Consider the following 24,978-nt stretch of genomic DNA (forward strand, 5'->3'; position numbering starts at 1 on the left):
GAGACGAAACTAGAACAGGTTCTTGTTTACTGAGTAAGGGGCTTCCGCTGACTTGTACACTCCCCCGCATGACGGTCACCAGGGCGCGGCTCATCGCAGCAACCATGGCGGTGATCGCGGCGGTCGCCGTGGTTACGCTCAATGAGGGTGACCAGCGACCGCAGGCAATCAGTGTTCCCGACGTGCAACTGCGCTCCACCGGCGCGCCGATGACCGATGCGTCGACACCGACAAGCCCCGTGATCAACCTGACCGATCCGTCGCCATTCGACGCCTGCCGCGATATCCCGATGGATGTCACCGACGGCTTGGGACTGGGGTTCACCCCACCCGAGCCGGAAGACAGCGGACGCTGCCACTACGACGCCGGCAACTACCAGATGGCCGTCGAGCCGATCATCTGGCGCACCTACGAGACGAGTTTGCCCTCCGATGCCGTCGAACTCGACGTCAACGGTCATCGCGCCGCTCAATTCTGGGTGATGAAGCCGACCGACTGGAACAACCGCTGGTGGGTTTCCTGCATGATCGTCTACAAGACGAGCTACGGCGTGATCCAGCAGTCGCTGTTCTATTCACCGGTGTACTCCGGCAACAATGTTGACTGTCTGCAGGAGAATTTGATGCGGGGTCAACAGCTTTCGCCGTTCTACAAATTCTGAGTCACTTGTGGCGCGCCGGTAGCCTGGCCGGGTGACCGTCGGAACCGTGCTGCACAAGACCACCCGCCGCGCCATCAGTCGGGTGATGCGGATGCCGGCTCCGACGACAGAGTTCAGCGTGCACCGCGACCTACGGGTGCCGATGCGCGACGGTGTCGAACTGCTCGCCGACCATTACGCACCACAGACGACGAATCCGGCGGGCACCCTGCTGGTCCGTACGCCCTATCCCCGCGCATGGCCGTTCACGTCGCTGTACGGCGGGATCTACGCGGCCCGCGGCTACCACGTGATTCAGCAGAGCGTGCGTGGAACACTGGGCTCTGGCGGCGAATTCGAACCGATCGTCAACGAAGCCGCCGACGGTCATGACACCGCGGCGTGGTTGCGGGACCAGCCGTGGTTCACCGGCACCTTCGCGACGATCGGGCTGTCCTATCTCGGTTTCACGCAGTGGGCGCTGTTGGCCGATCCGCCGCCGGAGCTGGCAGCAGCCGTCATCACCGTCGGCCCGCATGATTTCCACCAGGTCACCTGGGGCCGGGGCGCCTTCGCCCTCAACGATTTTCTGGGCTGGAGCGACTCCATGGCCCATCAGGATGACCCGAACGGATTCCGCAAAGTGCTGAGGGGTTTCCAGGCCGGCAAGATCGTCGCGGGCGTCGCCGATCAGCTGCCGATGGGCGGGGCAGCGCGAAAACTGCTCGGCGACAAGGCCACCTGGTACGAATCGTGGCTGGCCCATTCCAGTCCCGACGCCCCCTACTGGGAGCCGCGGCAGATGTCGGCGGCACTGGACCGGGCCGACATTCCGATCCTGCTGCTCAGCGGCTGGCAGGACACATTCCTCGACCAGACCCTGACGCAGTACCGGAGGCTACGTGACCGGGGTGCGACCGTCGCCATGACCGTCGGGCCGTGGACCCACAGTCAGATGACCGCGCGTGCGGCTGGCCTGGTCGGCCGGGAATCGCTGGCCTGGCTCGACACCCATCTGGCGCAGCGGCCGGCACCGGCACGCAGCCGCGTCCGGGTCGAGATCGGCCACCACGGCTGGGTCGAGCTACCTGACTGGCCGCCCGCCGCCACCTCCGACCATGTGCTGTACCTGGGATCAGCGGGTGGCCTGGTCGAGACGCTGCCCGCAGCCTCTGACACGGCCGCCACCTTCACCTTCGATCCCGCCGATCCCACTCCGACCGTCGGCGGCAGGCTGCTATCCCCCACCGGTGGGTACCGCGATGACACCGCGCTGGCCGAGCGGGCCGACGTCCTCGTGTTCACCGGCGCCGCGCTGGGTGCGGATCTGACGGTCCTGGGCACCCCCGTGATCGAGCTGGCGCACACCTGCGATAACCCGCACCACGACGTGTTCGTCCGGCTCAGCGAGGTCGATGCGAACGGACGCTCGCGCAATGTCAGCGACGGTTTCCAGAGGTTTTTCGCCGGATCAGGCGGGTCCGGCGAACAGGTATCGATCGAATTGGATGACATCGCCTACCGGTTCCGGGCGGGTTCGCGGATCAGGGTGATCATCGCAGGAGGTTCACACCCACGGTTCGCCCGAAATCTGGGCACCGATGAACCTGCCATCACCGGGGAGACGATGGCGACTGCCACCCACAACGTGGCCCTCGGTGCAGGCTCGGTGACCTCACGACTGGTGCTGCCGGTCGACAATCAGCCGAGAAGTTGACGGACCCCAACGGCGATCTCCTGCAGGGCGGCGCAGTCGTGTATCGGTGGGCCGACCGCAGGCATGGCCGGTAGCGCCAACCAGCTCTTACAACCTGCGAATTCCGGAGTCCGGGCCAGGATCAGCGGTTCCACCAGTGGGCTGGCCTGCACCACAAGAACCGTCAGGCGATGCTTCGGTCGGAAATCGACGCGGTCGGCGCGCACCGAATCAGCCGTCCAGATATGCAGATCTGCGATCGCGTCGAGCTGGTCAGGGTGTTGAACCTCAACTGCAGCAACGATTTTGGCGCAGGCCCGGACGACGATCTGGGTCTCGGTGCTGTCCGCGACGGCCGGTTCCAGAAGATCGCGGTGTTCGGGGCGGACCCGTTGCGCATGGCTGTGCGCGACGGTCGGGAACAACAGGAATTCCTGGGCCGCCACGTCGAAGCGCTTCTCGTGAATCCCACCCTTGCGCAGCAATACCGTTTGGCGCCCGGCAAGGAGCGCATGCACCGCGGCGCTCCACTCCTTGAGGGCAGCGGTCATCTTGCTGCGATCCGCGCGCGTACCTCTGGCCTGCGCAGCGGCGGAATCGTCTTGGGCGGCTGCCTGCGCTGCGGAAGGCCGGCCAGCAGTCGGGTGGTGGTGGCCGCGACCTCGGCGACCGCGGTCTCGAAGGCATCCACGTTGGCGTCCGAAGGCCTGGCGATACCGCTGACCTTGCGGATGTACTGCCTGGCTGCGGCCTCGATCTCCTCAGCCGTGGCGGCAGGTTCGAGCCCGCGCAACTCGGTGATGTTTCGGCACATGCGTCCACGATAGGTTGACTCCATGACCAACGACATCCTGACGATCGAAACCTCGGACCGGATCCGCACGCTGACGCTGAACCGACCGCAGTCGCGGAATGCCCTTTCCCTGGCGCTGCGTAAGGCGTTGTTCGCCGCACTGGCCGACGCCGAAGCCGATGACGCCGTCGACGTGGTCATCCTTACCGGTGCTGACCCGGTGTTCTGCGCAGGCCTTGACCTCAAAGAACTCGGTGACACCACCGAACTACCCGATATTTCGCCCAAATGGCCAGCCATGCAAAAGCCGGTGATCGGCGCCATCAACGGTGCCGCCGTCACAGGCGGTCTGGAGATCGCGCTGTACTGCGACATCCTGGTGGCCTCCGAACATGCCCGCTTCGCCGACACTCATGCCCGGGTGGGACTGCTGCCGACGTGGGGGCTGTCGGTGCGACTGCCGCAGAAGGTCGGCGTCGGACTGTCCCGACGGATGAGCCTGACCGGTGATTACCTCTCCGCCGAAGATGCCCTGCGGGCCGGTCTGGTCACCGAGGTCGTGCCCCACGAGCAGCTGTTGTCCGCCGCGCGGGCCGTCGCCACCTCGATCGTCGGCAACAACCAGAAAGCGGTACGGGCCCTGCTGGATTCGTATCACCGTATCGACGGCGCGCAGATTGATGCGTCGCTGTGGATGGAGGCCGAATCGGCGCGCCAGTGGATGCGCAGCACCAGCGGTGACGATATCGCCGCCAACCGCGACGCCGTCTTGGACCGCGGCCGGGCGCAGGTGCGTTAGCGCGCTCAGCCCTTGCGGGCCACCACCGCCCAGCCGAATTCGTTGATCTTCACCTCGACGCCGGTGAACCCTGCTGCGGCCAGCCGTGCAGGCAGCGAACCGGGGTCGACGGGGTGGTAGGTGTCCCCTTCGTGCATTCCGGCCAGCGCCTCGCTGCCGAGGCTGTCGCTGGCCACCAGTGCCGCACCCGGCTGCAATACCCGGGCCACCTCCGCGAATAATTGGTCCTGCAACGCAGACGTCGGGACATGGTGCAGCATAGTGAAACATGCTGCACCAGTGAACTTTTCGTCTGGGTAGTGCAGGTTGGTGGCATCGCCGTCGACGATCTGCACCGACCGCGTGTCGCCGAAACGCTCCCGCAGCATGCCCGCGAGGTCTGCGTCGATCTCCACCGCGGTCAGCTGCGGGGTCAGCGTGCTCAGCACGTCGGTGGTGGCGCCGTAGCCCGGGCCGACCTCAAGCACGTCATCGCCGAGGCTGACCTCGCCGAGCGCCCACGGAAGAATGACGTCGCGGATCATCTGCCGCCACTCGTCGCTGCCGCACATTTCATGAGCCTCGTTCATGCCCAGCAGCTTACGAGCGGGCGCACACCGCGCCTAGGCGGTGCCAGCCACCAGCCAGCGGCCGGAAAGTGCCCGCCAGCCAACGCATACCAGACGCAACACCATGAAGGTGGTCAGGCCCGACCAGATCCCGAACAGCCCCCAGCCGTACACCAGCGACAACCAGATCAGCGGCAGGAATCCCACCAGCGCGCTGAGCAGCGTCGCGTTGCGCATGAACTTTGCGTCCCCGGCACCGAGCAGCACGCCGTCGAGCGCGAAGACGATTCCGGCGATCGGCAGTTGCGCCACCAGGAACCACCATGGCACGCCGATCTCGTCGAGCACCGAACGGTCATCGGTGAACAGCGACGGCAGCACCGAGGCGCCGATGGCGAATATCGACGCCAGTAGCGCCGCGGCGATCGTGGAGAAGATCGTCACCCGCCATGCGACGGCGCGGGCATGGGCGATGTGCCCGGCCCCCAGAGCTGCACCGACCAGTGACTGCGCGGCGATGGCCAACGAATCGAGCACCAGGGCAAGGAAACTCCACAGTTGCAGCACCACTTGATGGGCGGCGACCGCAGCCGCACCGAAGCGGGCGGCCACCGCCGCAGCCGAGACGAAGCAGGCCTGAAACGCCAGCGTGCGCACCAGCAGATCACGCCCCATCACCACCTGGGCGCGCAACAGTGCGGGCTGCGGTCGCAGCGGCACCCGCTCGGCAAGCAACGCGGAAAGGAATAGCAGCCCGGCCAACGACTGACCCGCCAGGTTCGCCACCGCGGATCCGGACAGTCCGAGCCGTGGCAGACCGAGCCAGCCGTACACCAGCGCCGGACACAACACCGCGGACAAGGCGAATCCTGCGATCACGAAGCGCAGCGGCCGCGCGGTGTCCTGCACCCCCCTCATCCACCCGTTACCCGCCAGCGAGATCAGGATGGCCGGGGCACCGAGTACGGCGATGCGAAGCCACGGCAACGCTTCCTGCGCTATCGCCCCATCCCCGGAGATGAGCGAAACCAGCGGCGGCGCAACCATTTCGATCACCAGCGCGATCACCGTGCCCAGCCCGATCGCCAGCCAGGTCGCCTGTACCCCCTCACCGACGGCGGCGGGCCGGTCGCCGGCGCCGAAGTAGCGGGCCGAGCGGGCCGTGGTCCCGTAGGACAGGAAGGTCAGCTGGGAGGCGACCATCCCGAGTACCAGACCGCCGATCGCCAGTCCGGCCAGGGGCAGCGCGCCGAGGCGACCCACAACGGCGAGGTCGAACAGCAGATAGAGGGGTTCGGCGGCCAGTACACCCAACGCGGGCAGCGCCAGCCCGGCGATCCGCCGCCCGCCTGGTACCGCGGGCCCGTCTGCCAAGGTGCCGCTGACGTCGTCAGCCAAGGGCAGAACTCAGGGCCTCGACCACGTCCTCGGCTGATCCGGTCGCCGAGTATCCGGCGGCGAGCCGATGCCCGCCACCACCGAATGCCATCGCCACGGCGGCCAGATCAATTGTCTTGGCCCGCATGGACACCGACCAGTGCTCTGGTTCGATCTCCTTGAACACCGCGGCGACTTCGGCCTGCTGGGTGGTCCGGACGATATCAACGATGCTCTCTACTTCTTCTGGCCTGGCATCCGCCCACTCCTGGTACCCGACGAAGGCATACACCAGTCCGCGACCACCGGCCGCGTCAGGGAGCAACTTCGCCGACGACAACACGCGCGACAGCATTGGCAGCCAGGCGAACGGATGGGTGTCCAGCAGGGTGCGACTGATCGCCGCGTTATCGACGCCCAGTTCGACCAGGCGCGCTGCCAGTCGGTGGGCGCGGGGACTGGCCCACCGGAACGATCCGGTGTCCGTCGTCAACCCGGCGTACAGACAGTGGCCGATCGCGGCATCGATCGGCTTATCCCACGCGTCGAGCAGTTCGGCGATCAGCAGGGTAGTCGAATCCGCGGACGGATCGACGTAGTTGGCGGTACCGAACAGTTGATTGGAGGCGTGGTGGTCGATGACAAGGACTTCAATGTCACTGTCATCGCGCGGACGCACCAGTTGGCCCAGCGCCCCGAGTCGATTGACGCTGGGAATGTCGACTGTCACCACCAGATCGGTATCGGTGCTGACCTCGTCGGGCGCCACCAGCAGGTGACCGCCCGGCAGGCTCCGCAGCGACTCCGGCAAGGTGGCGGGTGCGGCGAAACTGACCGCTACCGCTTTACCCGAGCGTTCCAAGACCTGAGCCAGGGCCAGCCCGGCACCGATCGTATCCGCGTCGGGGAAGACATGACAGACCACAGCAACGCTTTGCGCAGCAATCAGCACTTCGACTGCCTGCTCGGCGCCTACCCGGCGTCCAGTCGTGACAGTGTCAGTCTTCTTTTCGATCGCGGTCACCGGTTTCCTCAGCGTCCCACTCGTCAGTGTCGTCGTCAGCCCCCCCGGCTGTCTCTTCCACCCCACTCACACGGTACGGGTCTGGGTCACCGGCCGGCTTGGCGCCCTCCCGAACCCGGGCGAGTTCGGCATCCGCCGCCGCCGCGCGGGCCAGCAGCTCCTCCATATGGGCCGAAGTTTCCGGCACCTTGTCCAGCGAGAACGACAGCGTCGGGGTGAACCGCACACCCGTGCCTGCTCCGACCCGGGTGCGCAGTGTGCCTTTGGCCCGTTCCAGGGCGGCGGCTGCACCGGCGTAGTCCGGCTCGTCGTCGAGGGTCACGCCGCGCACCGTGTAGAACACGGTGGCGTCGTGAAGGTCGCCCGTCACCTTCGTGTCCGTGATGGTCACGAAGGCCAACGGGGGATCTTTGATCTCGAACTCGATCGCCGACGCGACGATGGTGCCGATGCGCTTGGAGAGCCTCCGCGCGCGTCCAACATCAACCATTACGATGCTCCTCGCGCAAGCGCTCGTCGCCCACCATTACGTACGTGCTTTTTCAACGAGCTCGTACGCCTCGATGACGTCGCCCTCCTTGATGTCGTTGTACGTCAAGGTAAGACCACACTCGTAGCCGTCGCGAACCTCGGTGGCGTCGTCCTTCTCCCGTTTGAGCGAGGAGATGGTGACGGTCTCGGCCACCACGACGTTATCGCGCAGCAGACGCGCCTTGGCGTTGCGTCGGATAAGGCCCGAGGTGACGAGGCAGCCGGCGATGTTGCCGACCTTGGACGACCGGAAGATCGCCCGGATCTCGGCGCGGCCGAGTTCCTTCTCCTCGTAGACCGGCTTGAGCATGCCCTTGAGCGCAGCCTGGATCTCGTCGATGGCCTGATAGATCACCGAGTAGTAGCGGATGTCGACACCCTCGCGGTTGGCCAGCTCGGTGGCTTTGCCCTCCGCGCGAACGTTGAAGCCGATGATGATGGCATTCGAGGCCGACGCCAGGTTGACGTTGGTCTCGGTGACCCCACCGACGCCACGGTCGATGACGCGCAGTTCGACCTCGTCGCCGATGTCGATGCCCAGCAGGGCTTCCTCCAGCGCCTCGACGGTGCCGGAGTTGTCGCCCTTGAGGATCAGGTTGAGCTGCGACGTTTCCTTCAGCGCGGCATCCAGATCGTCCAGGCTGATGCGCTTACGGGTACGGGCAGCCAACGCGTTGCGCTTGCGTGCACTACGACGATCGGCGATCTGACGGGCGATGCGGTCTTCGTCGACCACCAGCAGGTTGTCACCAGCGCCCGGTACCGACGTGAAGCCGATGACCTGGACCGGCCGCGACGGCAACGCCTCGTGGACGTCCTCGCCGTGCTCGTCGACCATCCGCCGGACACGCCCGTAAGCGTCGCCGGCCACGATCGAGTCGCCGACCCGCAGCGTGCCGCGTGCGATGAGCACGGTGGCCACCGGGCCGCGACCGCGGTCCAGGTGCGCCTCGATCGCCACACCCTGGGCTTCCATATCGGGGTTGGCCCGCAGATCCAGGGAGGCATCGGCGGTCAGCAGCACCGCTTCGAGCAGGGCGTCGATATTCGTGCCGTTCTTGGCGGAGATGTCGACGAACATGGTGTCGCCACCGAACTCCTCGGCCACCAGGCCGTATTCGGTGAGCTGCGACCGGATCCGCTGAGGATCCGCACCTTCCTTGTCGATCTTGTTGACCGCCACGACGATCGGCACGTCGGCCGCCTGAGCGTGGTTGATGGCCTCCACCGTCTGCGGCATGACGCCGTCGTCGGCGGCGACCACCAGGATCGCGATATCGGTGGCCTTGGCACCACGGGCACGCATGGCGGTGAACGCCTCGTGACCGGGAGTGTCGATGAAGGTGACCAGTCGCTCGTTACCTTCCAGCTCGGTGAGGACCTGGTAGGCACCGATGTGCTGGGTGATACCGCCGGCCTCGCCCTCACGAACGGTGGCATTACGGATGGTGTCCAACAGGCGGGTCTTGCCGTGGTCGACGTGGCCCATGACGGTGACGACCGGCGGACGGAATTCCAGATCGTCCTCGCCGCCCTCGTCCTCGCCGTAGGTGAGGTCGAAGGAAGACAGCAGCTCGCGATCCTCGTCCTCCGGGGAGACGACCTGCACGATGTAGTTCATCTCGCTGCCGAGCAGTTCCAGGGTCTCGTCACCCACGGACTGGGTGGCGGTCACCATCTCGCCGAGGTTGAACAGCGCCTGGACCAGCGATGCCGGGTTGGCGTCGATCTTGTCGGCGAAGTCCACCAGGGACGCACCGCGGGCCAACCGGATGGTCTCGCCGTTGCCCTGCGGCAACCGCACGCCACCGACGACCGGCGCCTGCATGCTTTCGTATTCGGCGCGTTTCGCCCGCTTGGACTTGCGTCCACGACGAACCGCACCACCGGGGCGACCGAACGCACCTGCCGCACCACCGCGCTGGCCGGGACGACCGCCGCCACCGCCGCCACCTGGGCGACCGCGGAAACCACCAGCAGCCGCGCCACCTGGGGCACCGCCACCGCCGGGGCCACCGGCGCCGCCGCCGCGGTAGTTACCGCCGCCGCCACCACCGGCACCACCGGGACGCGCACCGCCACCGGCACCACCGGGACGGGGGCCGCCACCGGGACGAGGTCCGCCGCCTGGGCGGGGTCCGCCACCGGGACGTGCACTGGTGGAACCCATAGGACGAGGGGGCATGTTGCCCGGCGACGCTCCGCCGGGTCGAGGACCGCCACCGGGGCGGGGTCCTGGCGCACCGCCGGGACGCGGAGGCGCACCTGCGGGCGGGCGAGGAGCCGGACGTTCGACCGGCTGGGCCGACGAGAACGGGTTGTTGCCGACCTTCGGCGTGCGCGGGCCGGGCCGGGGGCCACCTGGGGTGGGCCCGGGGGGCCGGGTACCGCCTGGGGCGGGCGCGGCAGGTGCGGCAGGAGCCGCAGGTGCCGGTGCCGCAGCGGCTGCTGCTGCAGGCGCAGCCGGGGCTGCCGGTCGCGGTGCTGCCGGCGCGGGGGCCGGAGCCGGAGCCGGGGTGGGCGCGGGCGGTGCCGGCGCGGGAGCGGGCGCTGCCGCTTTCACCGGGACACCCGGCTTGGGGCCGGTCGAGGCGGGGGCAGCGGGTGCTGCGGGACTGGCGGTGGCCGCAGGTGCCGGGGCCGCAGGCTTAGCGGCGGGGGCAGCAGGCGCAGCAGCGCCGTTTCCTGTGGATCCATTGCCCTTCGGGGCGCCAGCTGCGGCTGCGGGCTTACCGCCGCCGAGGGCTTCACGCAACCGGCGAGCGACGGGCGCTTCGACGGTTGACGATGCTGATTTGACGAATTCGCCTTGTTCGCTCAGCCGGGCGAGTACTTCCTTGCTGGTGACACCGAGTTCTTTAGCCAACTCGTGCACGCGGGCCTTGCCTGCCACTACAACTCCTGTCTAGGAGGCGACAGCAGTAGGCCGCGCCTCGGGTTTAGCTATGACGCATGGTCATTCGAACTTCACGGTGTGCTCATGTTCTTCGCTACCTCTTCTGTTGCCGGATGGTCGAACGCTTTCCAGTGCTCGGCCACCGCGGAGGTGTCCGGTGAAGCGGTGATTCGCAGCGCCCGGGTGAGGGCGCGCCGCCGGTTCGCGGTGTGCAGGCACTGCGGCTCGGGATGCAACCACGCACCCCGCCCCGGAAGATTACCGGCTGTGTCAACGATCACGGCATATCCGCCGTTCCCGTCCGACACCGCCACCACACGAAGCAATTCGACGGCCAGTTCTCGTTTCCGGCATCCCACACATGTGCGTACCGGACCCTCGCGCTGGATCACGGCTCAGTCTACCGTCACCGAACGGTCGTGCAGAACCACCCGCCGGGAGGCTCGAACCATGCCGCCGTCAGCTACCCCTCGCGGGCCGCACCCTGAGGTGCGCCGGGGGCGGGCTCTTTGTCGGGCTCCGGGGCGGCGTCGCTGCGGATATCGATGCGCCAGCCCGTCAGCCGGGCCGCCAACCGGGCATTCTGGCCTTCTTTACCGATGGCCAGCGATAGCTGGAAGTCCGGCACCACCACTCTGGCTGCCCGCGCGGCCTGATCGATGACCGATACCGACACCACCTTCGCCGGTGACAGCGCATTGGCGACAAACTGGGCGGGGTCGTCATCCCAATCGATGATGTCGATCTTCTCGCCGGACAGCTCACTCATCACATTGCGGACCCGCTGGCCCATCGGGCCGATGCAGGCGCCTTTGGCGTTGAGACCCGAGACCTTGGATGCGACGGCGATCTTGGAACGGTGGCCCGCCTCTCTGGCCACCGCGACGATCTCGACCGAGCCGTCGGCAATCTCCGGCACCTCCAGCGAAAACAGCTTGCGGACCAGATTCGGGTGGGTCCGCGACAGCCGGATCTGGGGTTCGCGGGCACCGCGGGTGACGCCGAGCACAAAGCACTTCAGCCGGTCGCCATGTTCGTACTTCTCCCCAGGCACTTGCTCGGCGGTGGGGATCATCCCCTCGGAGGACTTGGTCTCCGTGCCGATCTGCAGCACCACGTCACCGCGGGCGTTGGCCCGGACGTCACGCTGGATGACGCCGGTGACAATATCGCCTTCCCTGGCCGCGAACTCGCCGTAGACCTTCTCGTTCTCCGCGTCCCGAAAGCGCTGCAGCATCACCTGTCTGGCGGTCGTCGCGGCGACACGGCCGAATCCTTCTGGCGTGTCATCCCATTCACTGATCACCTGGCCGTCGGCATCGAGTTCTCGCGCCATCACCTTGACCGCGCCGCTCTTGCGGTCGATGTCAATGTGAGCGTCGGCCTGATGGCCTTCGGTGTGCCGGTAGGCCGTCAGCAGTGCCGACTTGATGGTGTCGAGCAACTCCCCCTCGGCGATACCGCGATCCGTTTCGATAGCGTGCAGCGCTGCCATATCGATATTCATGTTCCAGCCTCCGTAACAAGGTCTAACTCACGCTGACTGGGTGGCGAAAATTCCACCTGGACAACCGCTTTCGTGATATCAGCGAACGCCAACTCACGTACTGTCAATAGGTGCGGCTTGAGGCCGCGAACCACAAGACTCAGCACCCCGTCGTTCATCGCGGCAACCCGGCCGGTCACCGTGGACCCGTCGCGCAGCTCTACATCGACCTTGCGACCACGGTTACGCAGAAAATGCTTCTCGGTGGTCAAGGGACGTTCAACACCGGGCGAGCTCACCTCGAGGACGTACTCGCCGTCCCCTCCTGGCACGGTATCGAGGTGTTCTGAAGCGATCCTGGACAACTCGGCGACAGCGTCCAGATCCAGCGGCGTATCACCGTCGACGATGATGGTGATACGCGGTGGGCGCAGGGTCTCGGCGATGGTCACATCTTCGATTTCGTAGCCCGCGCGCGCGAACTCCCCGGCAAGTAGCTCGATCACCTGCGACGGTGAGGGCAGCCCTCTGGACCGCTCGGTCACGGCGAGCTCCTCATCTTGAGTTGTCGGGTCTCAATGGGCCGCGGAGGACCGCGGGCCAGCCATTAACGATACGCCAGGAAAAACGACCGTAAATGCAAATCATCTGCGCCATCGGGGCCGCCGAGGCACCGCTGCTTCGCTGGCTGGCAGGATGTCGCTGTGCACAATGCCCCTTCCGTAACCCGCCGGGCATTCCGCAGGCGCGACGTCCTGGCCGGCGCCGCGGGCATCGTGGGGCTGGCGTTGATCGCGGAAACAGCGTCAGCATGCGGTTCGTCGGACACTCCCGTACCGGTGGACCCACTGCAGGCCCAGGCCGACCTTGCCGATGCCGATAGTGCGATGGCTCGCGCCGCGGCCACTGCCGCGGCCCCGGCAATTGCACCGGCACTGACCCAGGTGGCCTCGGAACGCGCCCAGCACTCTCGCGCACTTATCGAGGAGATCGCCAGGGCGGCGGGCCGGCCTGCCCCGACGTCGACTGAGACATCCACCTCTTCCGGCGCGAGCAGCACGCCAACCACCTCGGCGGTCGCGGCGCCGCCGCCCTCGGTCGCGCAGGTCATCGGCGCGTTGAAACAGTCCGCTTCCAGTGCTGCCGCGTTGGCGGCGACGCTGACCGGCTACCGAGCCGGCCTGCTCGGCTCGATCGCCGCGTCGTGCACGACGTCGTTCACTGTCGGGCTCGATACCCCCAAGCCGGCGCCATGACCTCTCCCGAACCAACAACAGGGTCCGAACCTGAGCCCACGCGTCCACCGGCAGCAGATGCCGGCGCGCTCTACGACGCCCTGGCCGCCGTTCATGCGGCCATCTACGGGTACGGCATCGTCTCGGCGCATTCGACCCCCGATGTCAATGACCTTGTGGCGCAGGCACTTACGCAACATCGCGAACAGCGCGAGACGTTGATCACGATGCTGACCGCGCGGTCGGTGGTTCCGCCGTTGGCCGCAGCGGGCTACCAACTGCCGATCCGGGTCGATGATCCGACGTCGGCGGCGAACCTCGCCGTGCAGATGGAGAACGACACCGCCGTGGCCTGGCGGGCCGTCCTCGAGCAGGCCAACCCCGATTCCGGCGCCGACGGTGACCGCACCATCGCGGTATCGGCGCTGACGCAGTGCGCCGTCCTGGCCGCCCGCTGGAAGCAGGTTCTCAAAGCCTGGCCGGTAACCCAGGCCTTCCCCGGCGGTACCTAGCCGACCAACTCGGCGATGGCCGCCGCGACAGTGCCCTCCGCCGGTGCGACGGGTAGCTCACGGGTCTCACCGGTGAACCGGTTGCGCAGTTCCAGCACCCCGTCGGCCCAGCCGCGGCCCAGCACCACAATCCACGGCACCCCGATCAGCTCGGCATCCTTGAATTTGATCCCCGGCGATGCCTTCCGGTCATCGAGTAGTACGTCGACGCCGAGCCGGTCCAGATCCGCAGCCAGCGCTTCCGCGCCGGTGCGCGCCTCGGGATCCTTGTTGGCGATCACCAGATGGACGTCGAACGGCGCCACCGCGGCCGGCCAGCGCAGTCCGAGCTCATCGTGCTGCTGCTCTGCGATCACGGCGACCAACCGCGATACCCCGACACCGTAGGAACCCATCGTCAGTCGGACCGGTTTGCCGTCCTCGCCGAGCACATCGGCGGTGAAGGCGTCGGTGTACTTCTTGCCCAACTGGAAGATATGCCCGATCTCGATTCCCCGCGCCGACACCAGCGGACCCGCACCATCGGGTGACGGGTCACCGTCGCGTACCTCGGCGGCCTCGATGGTGCCGTCCGGGGTGAAATCGCGGCCGGCCACCAGTCCGACGACATGCTTACCCGGTTCGTCGGCGCCGGTGATCCACGATGTCCCGTCGACCACCCGTGGATCGACCAAATAGCGAACCCCGTTGGCCAGCAGTGCTTTCGGTCCGATATACCCCTTCACCAAGAACGGGTACTTCGGGAAGTCCTCATCGGAGAGCATGGCGTACTCAGCCGGATCGAGGGCGGCGCCGAGACGTTTGTCGTCGACATCGCGATCGCCGGGCACTGCGACTGCCAGTAGCTCCCACTCGCCGCCGGGCAGGCGAACCTTGAGCAACAAGTTCTTCAGGGTGTCCGCGCCGGTGACCTCACGACCGTCGAACTGGGCGAGTCCGGCGCCGTTGGCCCAGTCCACCAGGGTGGCGATCGTCGGGGTATCCCCGGTGTCGTGCACCGTCGGCTCGGGCAGACCCGCTATCTGTTCCGCGGAGAGCGCTTCGGGTTGCGCGGTGATCACGGCCTCGACGTTGGCGGCGTAACCCGATTCCAGGCAGCGCACAAAGGTGTCCTCGCCGACTGGGCTCTCCGCGAGGAACTCTTCAGACGCGCTGCCGCCCATCGCCCCGGAGACCGCCGAGACGATGACGTACCGCACGTCGAGGCGGCTGAAGATCTTTTGATAGGCCTCGCGGTGCGAGTGATAGGCGGTCTTGAGCCCGTCCTCCGCGGTGTCGAACGAGTACGAGTCCTTCATGATGAACTCGCGACCGCGCAGGATGCCGGCCCGTGGCCGCGCCTCGTCCCGGTATTTGGTCTGGATCTGGAACAGGATCAGCGGGAAGTCCTTGTACGAGCTGTACTCCCCCTTGACCGTCAGCGTGAATAGCTCTTCGTGCGTCGGGCCCAGCAGGTAGTCGTTACCGCGGCGGTCCTTGAGGCGGAACAGGCCGTCGCCGTATTCGGTCCACCGGTTCGTCGTCTCGTACGGCGCACGCGGCAGCAAGGCGGGGAACAAGATCTCCTGGCCGCCGATGGCCGCCATCTCGTCGCGCACGATGGCCTCGATCTTGCGCAGCACCCGCAGACCCAGTGGCAGCCAGCTGTACAGGCCGGGGCCGATCGGCCGGACGTAGCCGGCCCTGATCAGCAGTTTGTGGCTGGGAACCTCGGCATCGGCGGGGTCATCGCGGAGCGTTCGCAGGAACAGTTCCGACATGCGGGTGATCACAGCGGGCCAGCCTACCCAGGAATGGGCTCAGTCCCTGCCCTGCCAGGTGCAGATGCACGCCTCGTTGCCTTCGGGATCGGCCAGCACCCAGTACGCGGGCGCCGCGGAATCCTTGATCATGACGCCGCCTGCGGCCAACGCGGCTGCGATCCTGGCCTCAGCGGCGTCATGCGGGACATCGATATCGACATGAATGCGGTTGCGCTGCGGTCGGGGTGCATCCATCTGCTGGAACCAGATCGTCGGCGAGCGGTGCAGTGGGTCCACCAGTGCCGAGGCCCCGTCTACCTGGTCCAACGGGCCGCGCTCCTCCACATACCCGGTGACTGCCTTCCAAAAGGGTCGGACCGCCGAAATGTCGAGTGCGTCGATGGCAATCTCCAGTTCCTGCACTGCGACGCCGTCGATACCGGGTGTGGTCGTGAAACCTTGCGCAGCAAGCGCTTCGGTGATCTGCCGGGTCAGTCGCAGATCACGTCCGGTGACCGCCCCCGCCGCGACGTCCATCAGCCGCAGCACCACTCGCGTGGACCTCAGGTCGATATCGAGGTCCCCGTCACCCTCGTTCCCGACGGCGTATGCGGCAACTGCTGCCACTGCCGCCGCCGACGTCAGGGACAACACCTGGACATGGGTCTGGACTGCACCGAGGATCAGCCGCCAGCCCAGATCGTCCACGACATCAGAAATCTGCTGGCGCGTCGGCCTCGCATCATCGTCGATCACCTACAGCTCACCCGCCTCGACAGCTTCCCTGGTGTGCTGCGCGCGGGCGATATCGCGCGCGGAGAAGCCAATCCAAAACGCGGCGACACCGACCAGGATCGCAATCGCCGCTACCCACAGCAGCGAATACGTGTAGCCATGTCCGAGTGCGTCGAGTTGCGCCTCCGTCATGTCCTTCACCGGACCGGTGGTTCCGCCGAGATACAGCGTGCGTGAGGTCTGGACGGCCTGGATGACAACCAGCACCACGGGGCCGCCGAGGTTCTGCACCATCAGCGTGATCGCCGATACCGGCCCGATCTCACGCGGCCCGACCCCGGCGACCGCGCACAGCGGCAGGATCACCGAAATCATGCCGATCCCGAAACCACCGAGCACGATCGGCACGAGTAGGTCCGGGAAGTACGGAATGCTGCGGTCCAGCGTCGAGCCGTACAGCATCGCGGCGAGCACGAACAGGCCACCGCCGATGATCAGCCAGCGTGGGGCCACCTTGGGCGCCAGCCGTGCTGCCAGCACCGTGCCCAACCCGACGCCGATGGCGAACGGGATGAAACAGATCCCCGCCTTCAACGCCGAGTAACCCAGCACGTCCTGCACCAGCAGACCGATCATCACCGTCACCGTCAGCAGCACGCCGCCGCCCAGAAACAGCGAGATGAACGTCATCACCCGGTTGCGGTTGTCGAACACTTCGAACGGCACCAACGGGTTCTCGGCGCTGCGCTCGACGATCAGGAATGAGATGAAGAAGGCCGCGGCCGCGATTCCTGCGCCGATCACCCACGGGTCCACCCAGCCGCGCGGCGGGCCCTGCGTGAACACCAGCACCGCCGCGGTACAGCCCAGAGTGGCCAGCAGAGCGCCGGTGATATCGAGCTTGAGTCGTTCATGGCGGGTCTCGGACAGCCGCAGCACCGCAATGGTGATGATGACGATTCCGATGGGCACGTTGATCAGAAACGCCAGCCGCCAGGAGACAACCGTCAGCGCGCCACCCAAAACGAGGCCAAGTACCGAACCGATGGCCTGCATACCGGCCGACACGGCCATGGCCTGGTTACGGGCATGACCGACGGCGTAGGTGGTGGCGATCAGTGCCAACCCCGTCGGCGCCGCGACAGCCGCGCCGACGCCCTGGACCGCACGCGCGACGATCAGCGTGTACTCGTCGTTGGCCAGCCCGCAGACCAACGACGCGATGGTGAAAACCCCGACACCGGAGATGAAGGCCCGCTTGTGGCCGATGGCGTCGCCGACCCGGCCACCGAGTAACAGCAACCCGCCGAAGGCCAGCACATAGGCCGTGATGACCCAGCTCTTGCCTGCATCGGAGAGGTTCAGCTCGGCCTGCATCCGCGGAAGCGCGACGATGACGATGGTGCCGTCGAGCGTCGACATCAACTGCATGCCGGTGATCGCCAGGATCGCGATCCCAGCCACGCTGCTGGAGAGACGCGTGACCGCACCCTCTCCGGCAGACATAGAAGATGACCCTACCGAGCGGTCAGAAGGTGGTCGAACCCGCAGGCGTCGACGATGCGGTTACAGCTCGCCCGCGTCGATCGCGTCTTTGACTTCCTGAGCGTGCCCGACCTGCTCGGCGGTGTATCCAATGAACAGTGCAACCACGCCGACCACGACAGCCACCGCGGCGACCCACAGCAGGCCATAGGTGTAGCCGGAGTCCAGCGCATGCATCTGCGCTTCGTTCATGTTCTTCACCGGGCCGGTGGTACCGCCCAGGTAGAGCGTGCGCGAGGTGATGACGGCCTGGATGATGGCCAGCACGACGGGACCGCCGAGGCTCTGCAGCATCAGCGCGATGGCCGAGACCGGGCCGATCTGGTCGAACCCGACACCGGCGATGGCCGACACCATCAGCGGGACCACGATCATGCCGATACCGAGGCCACCGACCGTGATCGGGATGACCAGGTTCGGGAAGTACGGGATTCCGCCGTACAGCGTCGAGCCGTACAGCATCGCAGCCAGCACCAGAACGCCGCCGCCGATCACCAGGACGCGCGGTGGGAAGCGGGATACCAGCGCCGAGGAGACGCCGAGTCCGATACCGAGGGCAATGACGAACGGAATGAAGCCGACACCGGCCTTCAGTGCGCTGTAACCCATGATGTCCTGCACGTACAGGCCGATCGTGACGGTCAGCGTGAACATCACGCCACCGGCCAGGAACACTGCGGCGAAGGTGGCGAACCGGTTGCGGTCGCGGAAAAGCTCGAAGGGAACGACGGGGTTCTCGGCGGTGCGCTCGACAATCACGAATGCCAGGAACGCCACGGCGGCGATTGCACCCGAGCCGAGGGTGATCGGGGTGAGCCAGCCGTTCTCGGGTCCCTGCGAGAAGCCGAACACCGCAGCCGTGCAGGCCACAGTGGCCAGCAGTGCGCCTGCCGCGTCGAGCTTCATCCGCTCTTTATGGGTTTCCCGCAGCGTCTTATGAGCCAGGTACAGCATCACCAGGCCGATCGGGATATTGACCAGGAAGGCCAGGCGCCACGACACCTCGGTCAACGCGCCACCGACCACCAGACCCATCACCGAGCCGACGCCGGTCATCGCGGCGAACACCGCGGTGGCCGCGTTACGAGCGGGCCCCTTGGGGAAGGTCGTTGCCACCAGTGCCAGGCCGGTCGGCGAGGCGATGGCCGCACCGACACCCTGCAATAGTCGCGCGATGACCAGGGTCGTCTCGTCCCAGGCCACGCCGCAGAGGACGGAAGCGATGGTGAACAAGGCCACACCGCCGATGAAGGTCCGCTTGCGCCCAATGGTGTCGCCGAGACGACCACCGAGAAGCATCAAGCCGCCGAAAGTCAGCACATAGGCGGTGATCACCCAGCTGCGACCCGCGTCAGACAGGCCGAGCTCGTCCTGGATCTTGGGAAGCGCGACGATGGCGACAGTGCTGTCCATGGTCGCTAGCAGCTGCATACCGCCGATGGCGATCACCGCGGCAATGAAACGCCGAGACGGTAACCAGGTGGGAGAGGTCTTGCCGGTCTGCCCGGCTGACCCCTCGAGGCGAGCAGGTAGCGCTCGCCGGTCGTTGAGAGCCGTCATAGCTAGCTACCCTACAGTAATCTTAAGAACTGTTTAAGTGCCGAACGCGGCCACAGGCCCGATGACGATGATTGCCGGGGGCCTAATACCTTCGGCGCGAATCGTCTCCGGTGCGTCCGCCAGCGTGGCCCGGACCACTCTTTCACCGGCCGTTGTCCCCTGCTGAACCACCACCACCGGCGTATCTGCTGGTCGGCCGCCTGCCCGCAGTACCTCGGCGAAAAGCTCGATTCGCTCGACCGCCATCAGAAGCACGATGGTGCCCGACATCGCGGCCAGCGCATTCCAATTCACTAACGATTCGGGATGATTCGGCGCCAAGTGGCCGCTGACCACCACGAACTCGTGGTTCACCGCGCGATGCGTGACGGGAACCCCGGCCATCTCCGGTACGGCTATGGCACTGGTCACACCCGGCACGACCGTGACGGGGATCCCAGCTTCTGCGCACGCGAGAACTTCCTCATATCCGCGGGCGAAGACAAAGGGATCACCGCCTTTGAGCCGCACGACGAAGGCGCCGGCCTTGGCCCGATTTATAAGGACCTCATTAATGGCTTCCTGTGCCATTGCCCTGCCATAGGGGATCTTGGCGGCGTCGATCACCTCGACGTGCGGAGGCAGTTCGGCGAGTAATTCGGGCGGCGCCAGCCGATCGGCAACGACGACATCCGCCCGCGCCAGCATGCGACGGCCGCGGACGGTGATCAGCTCAGGGTCGCCGGGACCGCCACCCACCAGCGCGACGGTGCCCTTTCTGGTGTCAGGGCTGTCATCGGACTCGGTGGCGATCAGTCCCTTCTGCATGGCCTCGTGGATCGCGTTGCGGAACGCGGCGGACCGCCGGTGCTCTCCACCTGCCAGGACACCGACCGACAGCCCCGCGTAGTCGAAGGATGCCGGTGTCACGGCGGTGCCTTCGCGGGCGATATCGGCGCGGACACAGAAGATGCGTCTGCGCTCCGCCTCGTCGATGATGGCGGCGTTCACCGCTGCGTCGTCGGTGGCCGCGATCGCGTACCAGGCTCCGTCAAGATCACCGTCGCGGTAGTCGCGCACAGTGAGGGTGACGTTGGCACTGCCATCCCCCATGGCTTCCACAGCGGGCGTCGCGGCCCTGGTGATGACATGAATATCGGCGCCGTTGGCGATGAGCAGGCCGAGTCGTCGTTGGGCGACGGTTCCGCCGCCGATCACGACGACCTTCTTGCCGGCCAGTCGCACTCCGACGAGGTAGGCGTTCTCGGTCACCCGGCGAGCTTAGAGGTAGCCACGCGTCGCACGAAGCGGTGCACTGCGGCCGCCGCGGCGCCTACCATTCGATACCCTTCTGCCCTTTTCGGCCCGCATCCATCGGGTGTTTGACCTTCGTCATCTCGGTGACCAGATCGGCGACCTCGATCAACCGGGCCGGCGCATCACGCCCGGTGATCACCACATGCTGACCGCCGGGACGCGCCAATAGTGTGTCGACCACGTCATCGATATCGACCCAGCCCCATTTCAACGGGTACGTGAACTCGTCCAGGACATAGAAGTCGTGGCGCTGCTGCGCCAACCGGCGGGCGATTTCGGCCCAGCCGTCGGCGGCGGCCGCGGCGTGAGCCGTGTCGTCTCCCGGTTCGAGACCGGGCTTGCGTGTCCAGGACCAGCCCGCACCCATCTTGTGCCATTCGACAGGCCCGCCGACACCGTGTTCGTCGTGCAGCTCCCCCAACCGACGAAAAGCGTTCTCTTCGCCGACCTTCCATTTGGCGCTCTTGACGAATTGGAACACCGCGACGTCGAGCCCGGAGTTCCACGCGCGCAACGCCATCCCGAACGCTGCCGTCGACTTCCCCTTACCAGCCCCGGTGTGTACGGCCAGGACGGGCGCGTTGCGCCGCGCCCTGGTGGTCAGCCCGTCATCGGGGATCGTCTGCGGACGACCTTGCGGCATAAGCGGTTACCTCCCCGCTCAGGCGACGCTGCGTACAGCAGAGGTGAGACTATCCGCGCGCAGCTCATCGAGCCGCATCACCGGCGCACCCAGCTGTGTGGCCAGGGTGGCGGCCAGACCGAGTTTGACGTAGGACGTTTCGCAGTCGACGACCACCGCGGCTGCACCCTCGGCGACCAGCAACGCCGCCGCGGTGCGACTGCGCCCCAAGGGATCAGCACCGCCGGTGGCCCGGCCATCGGTGAGCACCACGACCAGGCTGCGCCTGCCGCGATCACGAACCTTCTCCCTGGCCACCATGTCACGGGCCGCCATCAATCCCTGCGCCAGTGGGGTTTTGCCGCCCGTCTCGAACTGGGCCAGCCGCCGACCAGCGATATAGGCCGATGACGTCGGCGGCAGCAGCAGCTGAGCTTGCTGACCGCGGAACGTGATCACCGCGACCTTGTCGCGGCGCTGGTAGGCATCGCGTAGCAACGACATTGCCGCACCGCTGACCGCGGACATCCGGTCCCGCGCCGCCATCGAGCCCGATGCGTCGACGACGAAGATCACCAGATTGCCTTCGCGGCCTTCGCGAATCGCGCGCTTCAGATCATCCGGCGTCGGCCGCACCGGTCCTGCGCCCGTCGAGCGGTTCGCGGCAGCAAGCAGCGTGGCGAACAGATGCATACCGTCGCCTGAATCATCGGGGCTGACCCCGACGACGGCGCCGGAACGGTTGCGAGCCCGAGATCGCTTGCCCGGTGCGCCTTCTCCGACGCCCGGCACACTCAACGCCCGGGTCCGAAACACCGGCGCGGGTGCGCCGCTCTGTTTCGGAGGAGCGGGGGCCACCGCACTGGCCGACGAATCATCTTTGCTGTCAACCGATTCCGATGAAGATTCCGTGTCAGGCGGCACGCCGCCATCCGGATCCGGATCGGGATCCGGATCGGGCTCGGGCTCGGGCTCGGGCTCGGGTTCGGGGTCGGCAGACTCACCGGCGTTGGCCATGGCCTCGTCGAGCGCATTCTGGTCCAGGCCCGGGTCGTCGAAGGGATCGCGACGGCGACGATGTGGCAACGCCAATTCGGCGGCCACCCTGATGTCCTCTTCGGTCACGGTGTCCGCACCGCGCCAGGCCGCATGCGCAACGGCCGTGCGGGCGACCACCAGATCCGCCCGCATTCCGTCGACATCGAAAGCCGCACAGAGCGCCGCAATGCGGCGTAGCTCGCTATCGGGTAACACGACGGCGGGGACCCTGTCCCTGGCGTCGGCAATCCGGCGCGCGGTATCGGCATCGTCGGCGGCGTACCCGGCGGCGAACCCGTCCGGATCCGCTTCGTAGGCCAACCGGGACCGGATGACCTGGGTTCGGATGTCGACGTCGCGGGACGCGCGGACGTCGACGGTCAGGCCGAAGCGGTCCAGCAACTGCGGCCGCAGCTCGCCTTCCTCTGGGTTCATCGTGCCGATCAACACGAACCGCGCTTCATGCGAATGCGAGACGCCGTCGCGCTCGATGTGCACCCGACCCATCGCGGCGGCGTCAAGCAGGATGTCGACCAAGTGATCGTGCAGCAGGTTGACCTCGTCGACGTAGAGCACGCCGCGGTGTGCCCGCGATAGCAGGCCGGGTGAGAATGCGTGCTCGCCGTCGCGCAGCACTTTCTGCAGATCCAGGGACCCGATCACCCGGTCTTCGGTGGCGCCGATAGGTAGCTCGACCAGCCGGCCCCCCTCGCCGTCCTTGTCGACTGCAGCCAGGATGTTCGCCAGGCCGCGTACCGCCGTCGATTTCGCGGTGCCCTTCTCGCCGCGGATCAGCACCCCGCCGATCTCGGGTCGTACGGCGCAGAGCACCAGAGCCAAGCGCAATTGGTCGTGCCCGACGATGGCGCTGAACGGGTATTGGGCGCTCATCCGGGAGCCCCGGGCCGCAGCATCGGTACGTGTGGGATGCCATCTTCGACGAATTCGTCACCGTCGCGGACGAAACCGTGCTGGCTGTACATCTCCTCCAGATAGGTCTGGGAGTCGATCCGACACGGGAAGTCGCCCACCTCGGCGAGCGCCGCCTGCAACAGCCGGGAGGTATGGCCCTGCCCGCGTGCGGTCCGCTTGGTGCACACCCGCCCGATCCGGAACACCTTCGACCCGCCGGTGTGCTCTTCCATCAGCCGCAGCGTGCAGATCACGTCGCCATCGGGTGCCTCTAGCCAGAAGTGCCGGGTCTCGGCGAGCAGGTCACGGCCGTCGAGTTCGGGGTAGGGACAAGCCTGTTCGACGACGAAGACCTCGACCCGCAGCTTCAACAGCTCATAGAGCATCGGCGCGTCGAGATCTTGGGCCCAGCTACGACGCAGCGCTACCGTCACACGACGCCCGCGGGCTCAGGATCATCGGATTCTGCGGCCGCCGCAGCACCAGCAGAGTCGGAACCCGCTTCCAACGCTGCCGCACCCGCATCCACGCTGGACTCCAACCCGAGGACCTTCGTACCCCACGACCACACCTCGTCGAACAGGGCTGGCTCGTTGGACAATTCGGTGCCGAGCGAGGGAATCATCTCCTTGAGGCTGGGCTGCCAGCCGGCCCACTTATCGCCGAAGCAACGCTCAAGCACATCGAGCATGGCCGGTACCGCCGTGGACGCCCCCGGCGACGCACCGAGGAGACCGGCGATGCTGCCGTCAGCCGCGGCGATCACCGTCGTACCGAACTCCAGCGTGCCGCCCTTACCCTTGGCGGGTTTGATCACCTGTACCCGCTGGCCGGCGACCGTCAGATCCCAGTCGGCATCGACTGCACTGGGGGCGAAGACCCGCAATGCGTCGACACGATCGGCTTCGGACAGCCGCAGCTCGCTGAGCAGGTATTTCACCAAGCTCATCTGGGTCAGGCCGACACCAAGCATCGAGGCCAGGTTGTTCGGCTTGACCGATAGCGGCAGATCCGTGATGTGGCCCTGCTTGAGGAACTTCGGTGACCAGCCGGCGAACGGCCCGAACAGCAGCCACGGCTTGCCGTTGATGATCCTGGTGTCTAGGTGCGGGGCCGACATCGGCGGCGCACCGAGTGCCGGGAACCCGTAAACCTTGGCCTTGTGACCCGCTGTCACCAGAGGGTTTGAGGTCCGCAGGAATTGCCCGCCAACCGGGAATCCGCCGTACCCCTTGGCTTCTGAGATACCAGCCTTCTGCAGCAGCGGCAATGCGTCGCCACCGGCACCGACGAAGACGAACTTGGCATCGATCGTCCGGGTGTCACCCGTGCGACGGTTGCGGACCTTGACCGCCCAGGAGCCGTCGGACTTCTGCGACAGGTTGCGCACTTCGTGGCCGAAGAAGGCGGTGGTGCCGCTGCGAACCCCAAAGCCGATGAGTTGTTTGGACAACGAACCGAAATCGATATCGGTACCGTCCTGCGTCCAGTTCAGCGTGACGGGAGTGGAGAAGGTCCGCTTGGCGGCCATGAAGGGCAGGCGCCTGGCGAACTCGTCGTCGTCATCGATGAACTCGGTGGTGGCAAACAGAGGGTTGGAGGCCAGTGCGTCGCGCCTTCTGCGTAGGTAGTCGACGCGGTCGGCACCCTCGACGTAGCTGACGTGAGGGACGGGGTTGAGGAAGCTACGGGCGTCGCTCAGCACACCGTTTTCGATGGCATGCGCCCAGAACTGGCGGGACACCTGGAACTGCTCGTTGACGTGGATGGCCTTGGTGATGTCGATCGTGCCGTCGGAGCGCTCGGGGGTGTAATTGAGTTCACACAATGCGGAGTGCCCGGTGCCCGCGTTATTCCACGGATCGCTGCTCTCGGCGGCCGCGCCGTCGAGGCGCTCGATCAACGTGATCGACCAGTTCGGCTCGACCAACCGCAGCAATGCGCCGAGGGTGGCACTCATGATTCCCGCGCCGATCAGCACGACGTCGGT

24 protein-coding genes are annotated in these 24,978 nt (G+C 66.5%); 5 read left to right on the top strand and 19 right to left on the bottom strand.

What is annotated here, in order from left to right:
• Positions 1–68: 68 nt before the first annotated feature.
• A complete protein-coding gene (locus ADBZ9O_RS22550) occupies positions 69–662 on the top strand; it encodes a DUF3558 domain-containing protein (protein WP_526525135.1) in 594 nt (197 codons plus the stop codon).
• Positions 663–747: 85 nt separating this feature from the next.
• A complete protein-coding gene (locus ADBZ9O_RS22555) occupies positions 748–2,358 on the top strand; it encodes a CocE/NonD family hydrolase (protein ID WP_526533390.1) in 1,611 nt (536 codons plus the stop codon).
• Here ADBZ9O_RS22555 and ADBZ9O_RS22560 read toward each other — a convergent pair.
• Entirely contained in the window at positions 2,343–2,888 is a 546-nt protein-coding gene (locus ADBZ9O_RS22560) for a DUF1802 family protein (RefSeq protein WP_526525136.1), read from the bottom strand. The genes ADBZ9O_RS22555 and ADBZ9O_RS22560 overlap by 16 nt on opposite strands.
• Positions 2,885–3,151, bottom strand: a complete 267-nt coding sequence (locus tag ADBZ9O_RS22565) for a DUF2277 domain-containing protein (RefSeq protein WP_526525137.1) — start codon at positions 3,149–3,151, stop codon at positions 2,885–2,887. The genes ADBZ9O_RS22560 and ADBZ9O_RS22565 overlap by 4 nt, the downstream gene beginning before the upstream one ends.
• 22 nt (positions 3,152–3,173) lie before the next feature.
• Between ADBZ9O_RS22565 and ADBZ9O_RS22570 the strand changes: the two genes are divergently transcribed.
• The gene (locus tag ADBZ9O_RS22570) at positions 3,174–3,929 is read left to right on the top strand and encodes an enoyl-CoA hydratase (protein ID WP_526525138.1); all 756 of its coding nucleotides are present in this window, start codon (positions 3,174–3,176) and stop codon (positions 3,927–3,929) included.
• 5 nt (positions 3,930–3,934) lie between these two features.
• Here the strand turns inward: ADBZ9O_RS22570 and ADBZ9O_RS22575 are convergent, their stop codons facing one another.
• The 8 genes from ADBZ9O_RS22575 to rimP form a co-directional block, all read right to left on the bottom strand.
• Entirely contained in the window at positions 3,935–4,498 is a 564-nt protein-coding gene (locus ADBZ9O_RS22575; RefSeq protein ID WP_526525139.1) for a class I SAM-dependent methyltransferase, read from the bottom strand.
• A 33-nt stretch (positions 4,499–4,531) separates the two neighbouring features.
• The gene (locus ADBZ9O_RS22580) at positions 4,532–5,851 is read right to left on the bottom strand and encodes an MATE family efflux transporter (RefSeq protein WP_526533392.1); all 1,320 of its coding nucleotides are present in this window, start codon (positions 5,849–5,851) and stop codon (positions 4,532–4,534) included.
• Between the two features lie 16 nt (positions 5,852–5,867).
• Positions 5,868–6,878, bottom strand: coding sequence for a DHH family phosphoesterase (locus ADBZ9O_RS22585; RefSeq protein ID WP_526525140.1), 1,011 nt, complete (start codon positions 6,876–6,878; stop codon positions 5,868–5,870).
• Complete coding sequence (gene rbfA, locus ADBZ9O_RS22590) at positions 6,853–7,368, bottom strand: 30S ribosome-binding factor RbfA (protein WP_526525141.1); 516 nt, start codon at positions 7,366–7,368, stop codon at positions 6,853–6,855. The genes ADBZ9O_RS22585 and rbfA overlap by 26 nt, the downstream gene beginning before the upstream one ends.
• A 36-nt stretch (positions 7,369–7,404) precedes the next feature.
• The gene (infB, locus tag ADBZ9O_RS22595; protein WP_526525142.1) at positions 7,405–10,302 is read right to left on the bottom strand and encodes a translation initiation factor IF-2; all 2,898 of its coding nucleotides are present in this window, start codon (positions 10,300–10,302) and stop codon (positions 7,405–7,407) included.
• Positions 10,303–10,376: 74 nt separating this feature from the next.
• Positions 10,377–10,697: a DUF448 domain-containing protein gene (locus ADBZ9O_RS22600; RefSeq protein WP_526525143.1), complete on the bottom strand. Its 321-nt coding sequence runs from the start codon at positions 10,695–10,697 to the stop codon at positions 10,377–10,379.
• 71 nt (positions 10,698–10,768) lie between these two features.
• On the bottom strand, positions 10,769–11,812 hold the full coding sequence (nusA, locus tag ADBZ9O_RS22605) for a transcription termination factor NusA (protein ID WP_526525144.1): 1,044 nt from the start codon (positions 11,810–11,812) through the stop codon (positions 10,769–10,771).
• Complete coding sequence (rimP, locus tag ADBZ9O_RS22610; RefSeq protein WP_526525145.1) at positions 11,809–12,336, bottom strand: ribosome maturation factor RimP; 528 nt, start codon at positions 12,334–12,336, stop codon at positions 11,809–11,811. The genes nusA and rimP overlap by 4 nt, the downstream gene beginning before the upstream one ends.
• 159 nt (positions 12,337–12,495) lie before the next feature.
• Between rimP and ADBZ9O_RS22615 the strand changes: the two genes are divergently transcribed.
• Positions 12,496–13,047 (top strand): hypothetical protein, encoded by a 552-nt coding sequence (locus tag ADBZ9O_RS22615; protein WP_526525146.1) that lies wholly within the window; start codon positions 12,496–12,498, stop codon positions 13,045–13,047.
• Positions 13,044–13,538, top strand: coding sequence for a ferritin-like domain-containing protein (locus tag ADBZ9O_RS22620; RefSeq protein ID WP_526525147.1), 495 nt, complete (start codon positions 13,044–13,046; stop codon positions 13,536–13,538). Before ADBZ9O_RS22615 ends, ADBZ9O_RS22620 begins: the two co-directional genes overlap by 4 nt.
• Here ADBZ9O_RS22620 and ADBZ9O_RS22625 read toward each other — a convergent pair.
• The 9 genes from ADBZ9O_RS22625 to mqo form a co-directional block, all read right to left on the bottom strand.
• Complete coding sequence (locus ADBZ9O_RS22625) at positions 13,535–15,310, bottom strand: proline--tRNA ligase (RefSeq protein ID WP_526525148.1); 1,776 nt, start codon at positions 15,308–15,310, stop codon at positions 13,535–13,537. The genes ADBZ9O_RS22620 and ADBZ9O_RS22625 overlap by 4 nt on opposite strands.
• 27 nt (positions 15,311–15,337) lie before the next feature.
• Positions 15,338–16,036, bottom strand: a complete 699-nt coding sequence (locus ADBZ9O_RS22630; protein ID WP_526525149.1) for a VOC family protein — start codon at positions 16,034–16,036, stop codon at positions 15,338–15,340.
• The gene (locus tag ADBZ9O_RS22635; RefSeq protein WP_526525150.1) at positions 16,037–17,521 is read right to left on the bottom strand and encodes an MFS transporter; all 1,485 of its coding nucleotides are present in this window, start codon (positions 17,519–17,521) and stop codon (positions 16,037–16,039) included.
• A 60-nt stretch (positions 17,522–17,581) separates the two neighbouring features.
• Positions 17,582–19,120, bottom strand: a complete 1,539-nt coding sequence (locus ADBZ9O_RS22640) for an MFS transporter (protein WP_526525151.1) — start codon at positions 19,118–19,120, stop codon at positions 17,582–17,584.
• Between the two features lie 33 nt (positions 19,121–19,153).
• Positions 19,154–20,371 (bottom strand): uroporphyrinogen-III C-methyltransferase, encoded by a 1,218-nt coding sequence (gene cobA / locus ADBZ9O_RS22645; RefSeq protein WP_526525152.1) that lies wholly within the window; start codon positions 20,369–20,371, stop codon positions 19,154–19,156.
• Between the two features lie 61 nt (positions 20,372–20,432).
• On the bottom strand, positions 20,433–21,059 hold the full coding sequence (cobO, locus tag ADBZ9O_RS22650; protein WP_526525153.1) for a cob(I)yrinic acid a,c-diamide adenosyltransferase: 627 nt from the start codon (positions 21,057–21,059) through the stop codon (positions 20,433–20,435).
• 18 nt (positions 21,060–21,077) lie between these two features.
• Entirely contained in the window at positions 21,078–22,967 is a 1,890-nt protein-coding gene (locus ADBZ9O_RS22655; protein WP_526525154.1) for a magnesium chelatase subunit D family protein, read from the bottom strand.
• Entirely contained in the window at positions 22,964–23,422 is a 459-nt protein-coding gene (locus ADBZ9O_RS22660; RefSeq protein WP_526525155.1) for a GNAT family N-acetyltransferase, read from the bottom strand. Before ADBZ9O_RS22660 ends, ADBZ9O_RS22655 begins: the two co-directional genes overlap by 4 nt.
• Positions 23,419–24,948: a malate dehydrogenase (quinone) gene (mqo, locus tag ADBZ9O_RS22665; RefSeq protein WP_526533394.1), complete on the bottom strand. Its 1,530-nt coding sequence runs from the start codon at positions 24,946–24,948 to the stop codon at positions 23,419–23,421. The genes ADBZ9O_RS22660 and mqo overlap by 4 nt, the downstream gene beginning before the upstream one ends.
• Positions 24,949–24,978 lie beyond the last annotated feature (30 nt).

It is taken from the genome of Mycobacterium sp. (genome assembly GCF_965229105.1).
GTDB lineage: Bacteria > Actinomycetota > Actinomycetes > Mycobacteriales > Mycobacteriaceae > Mycobacterium.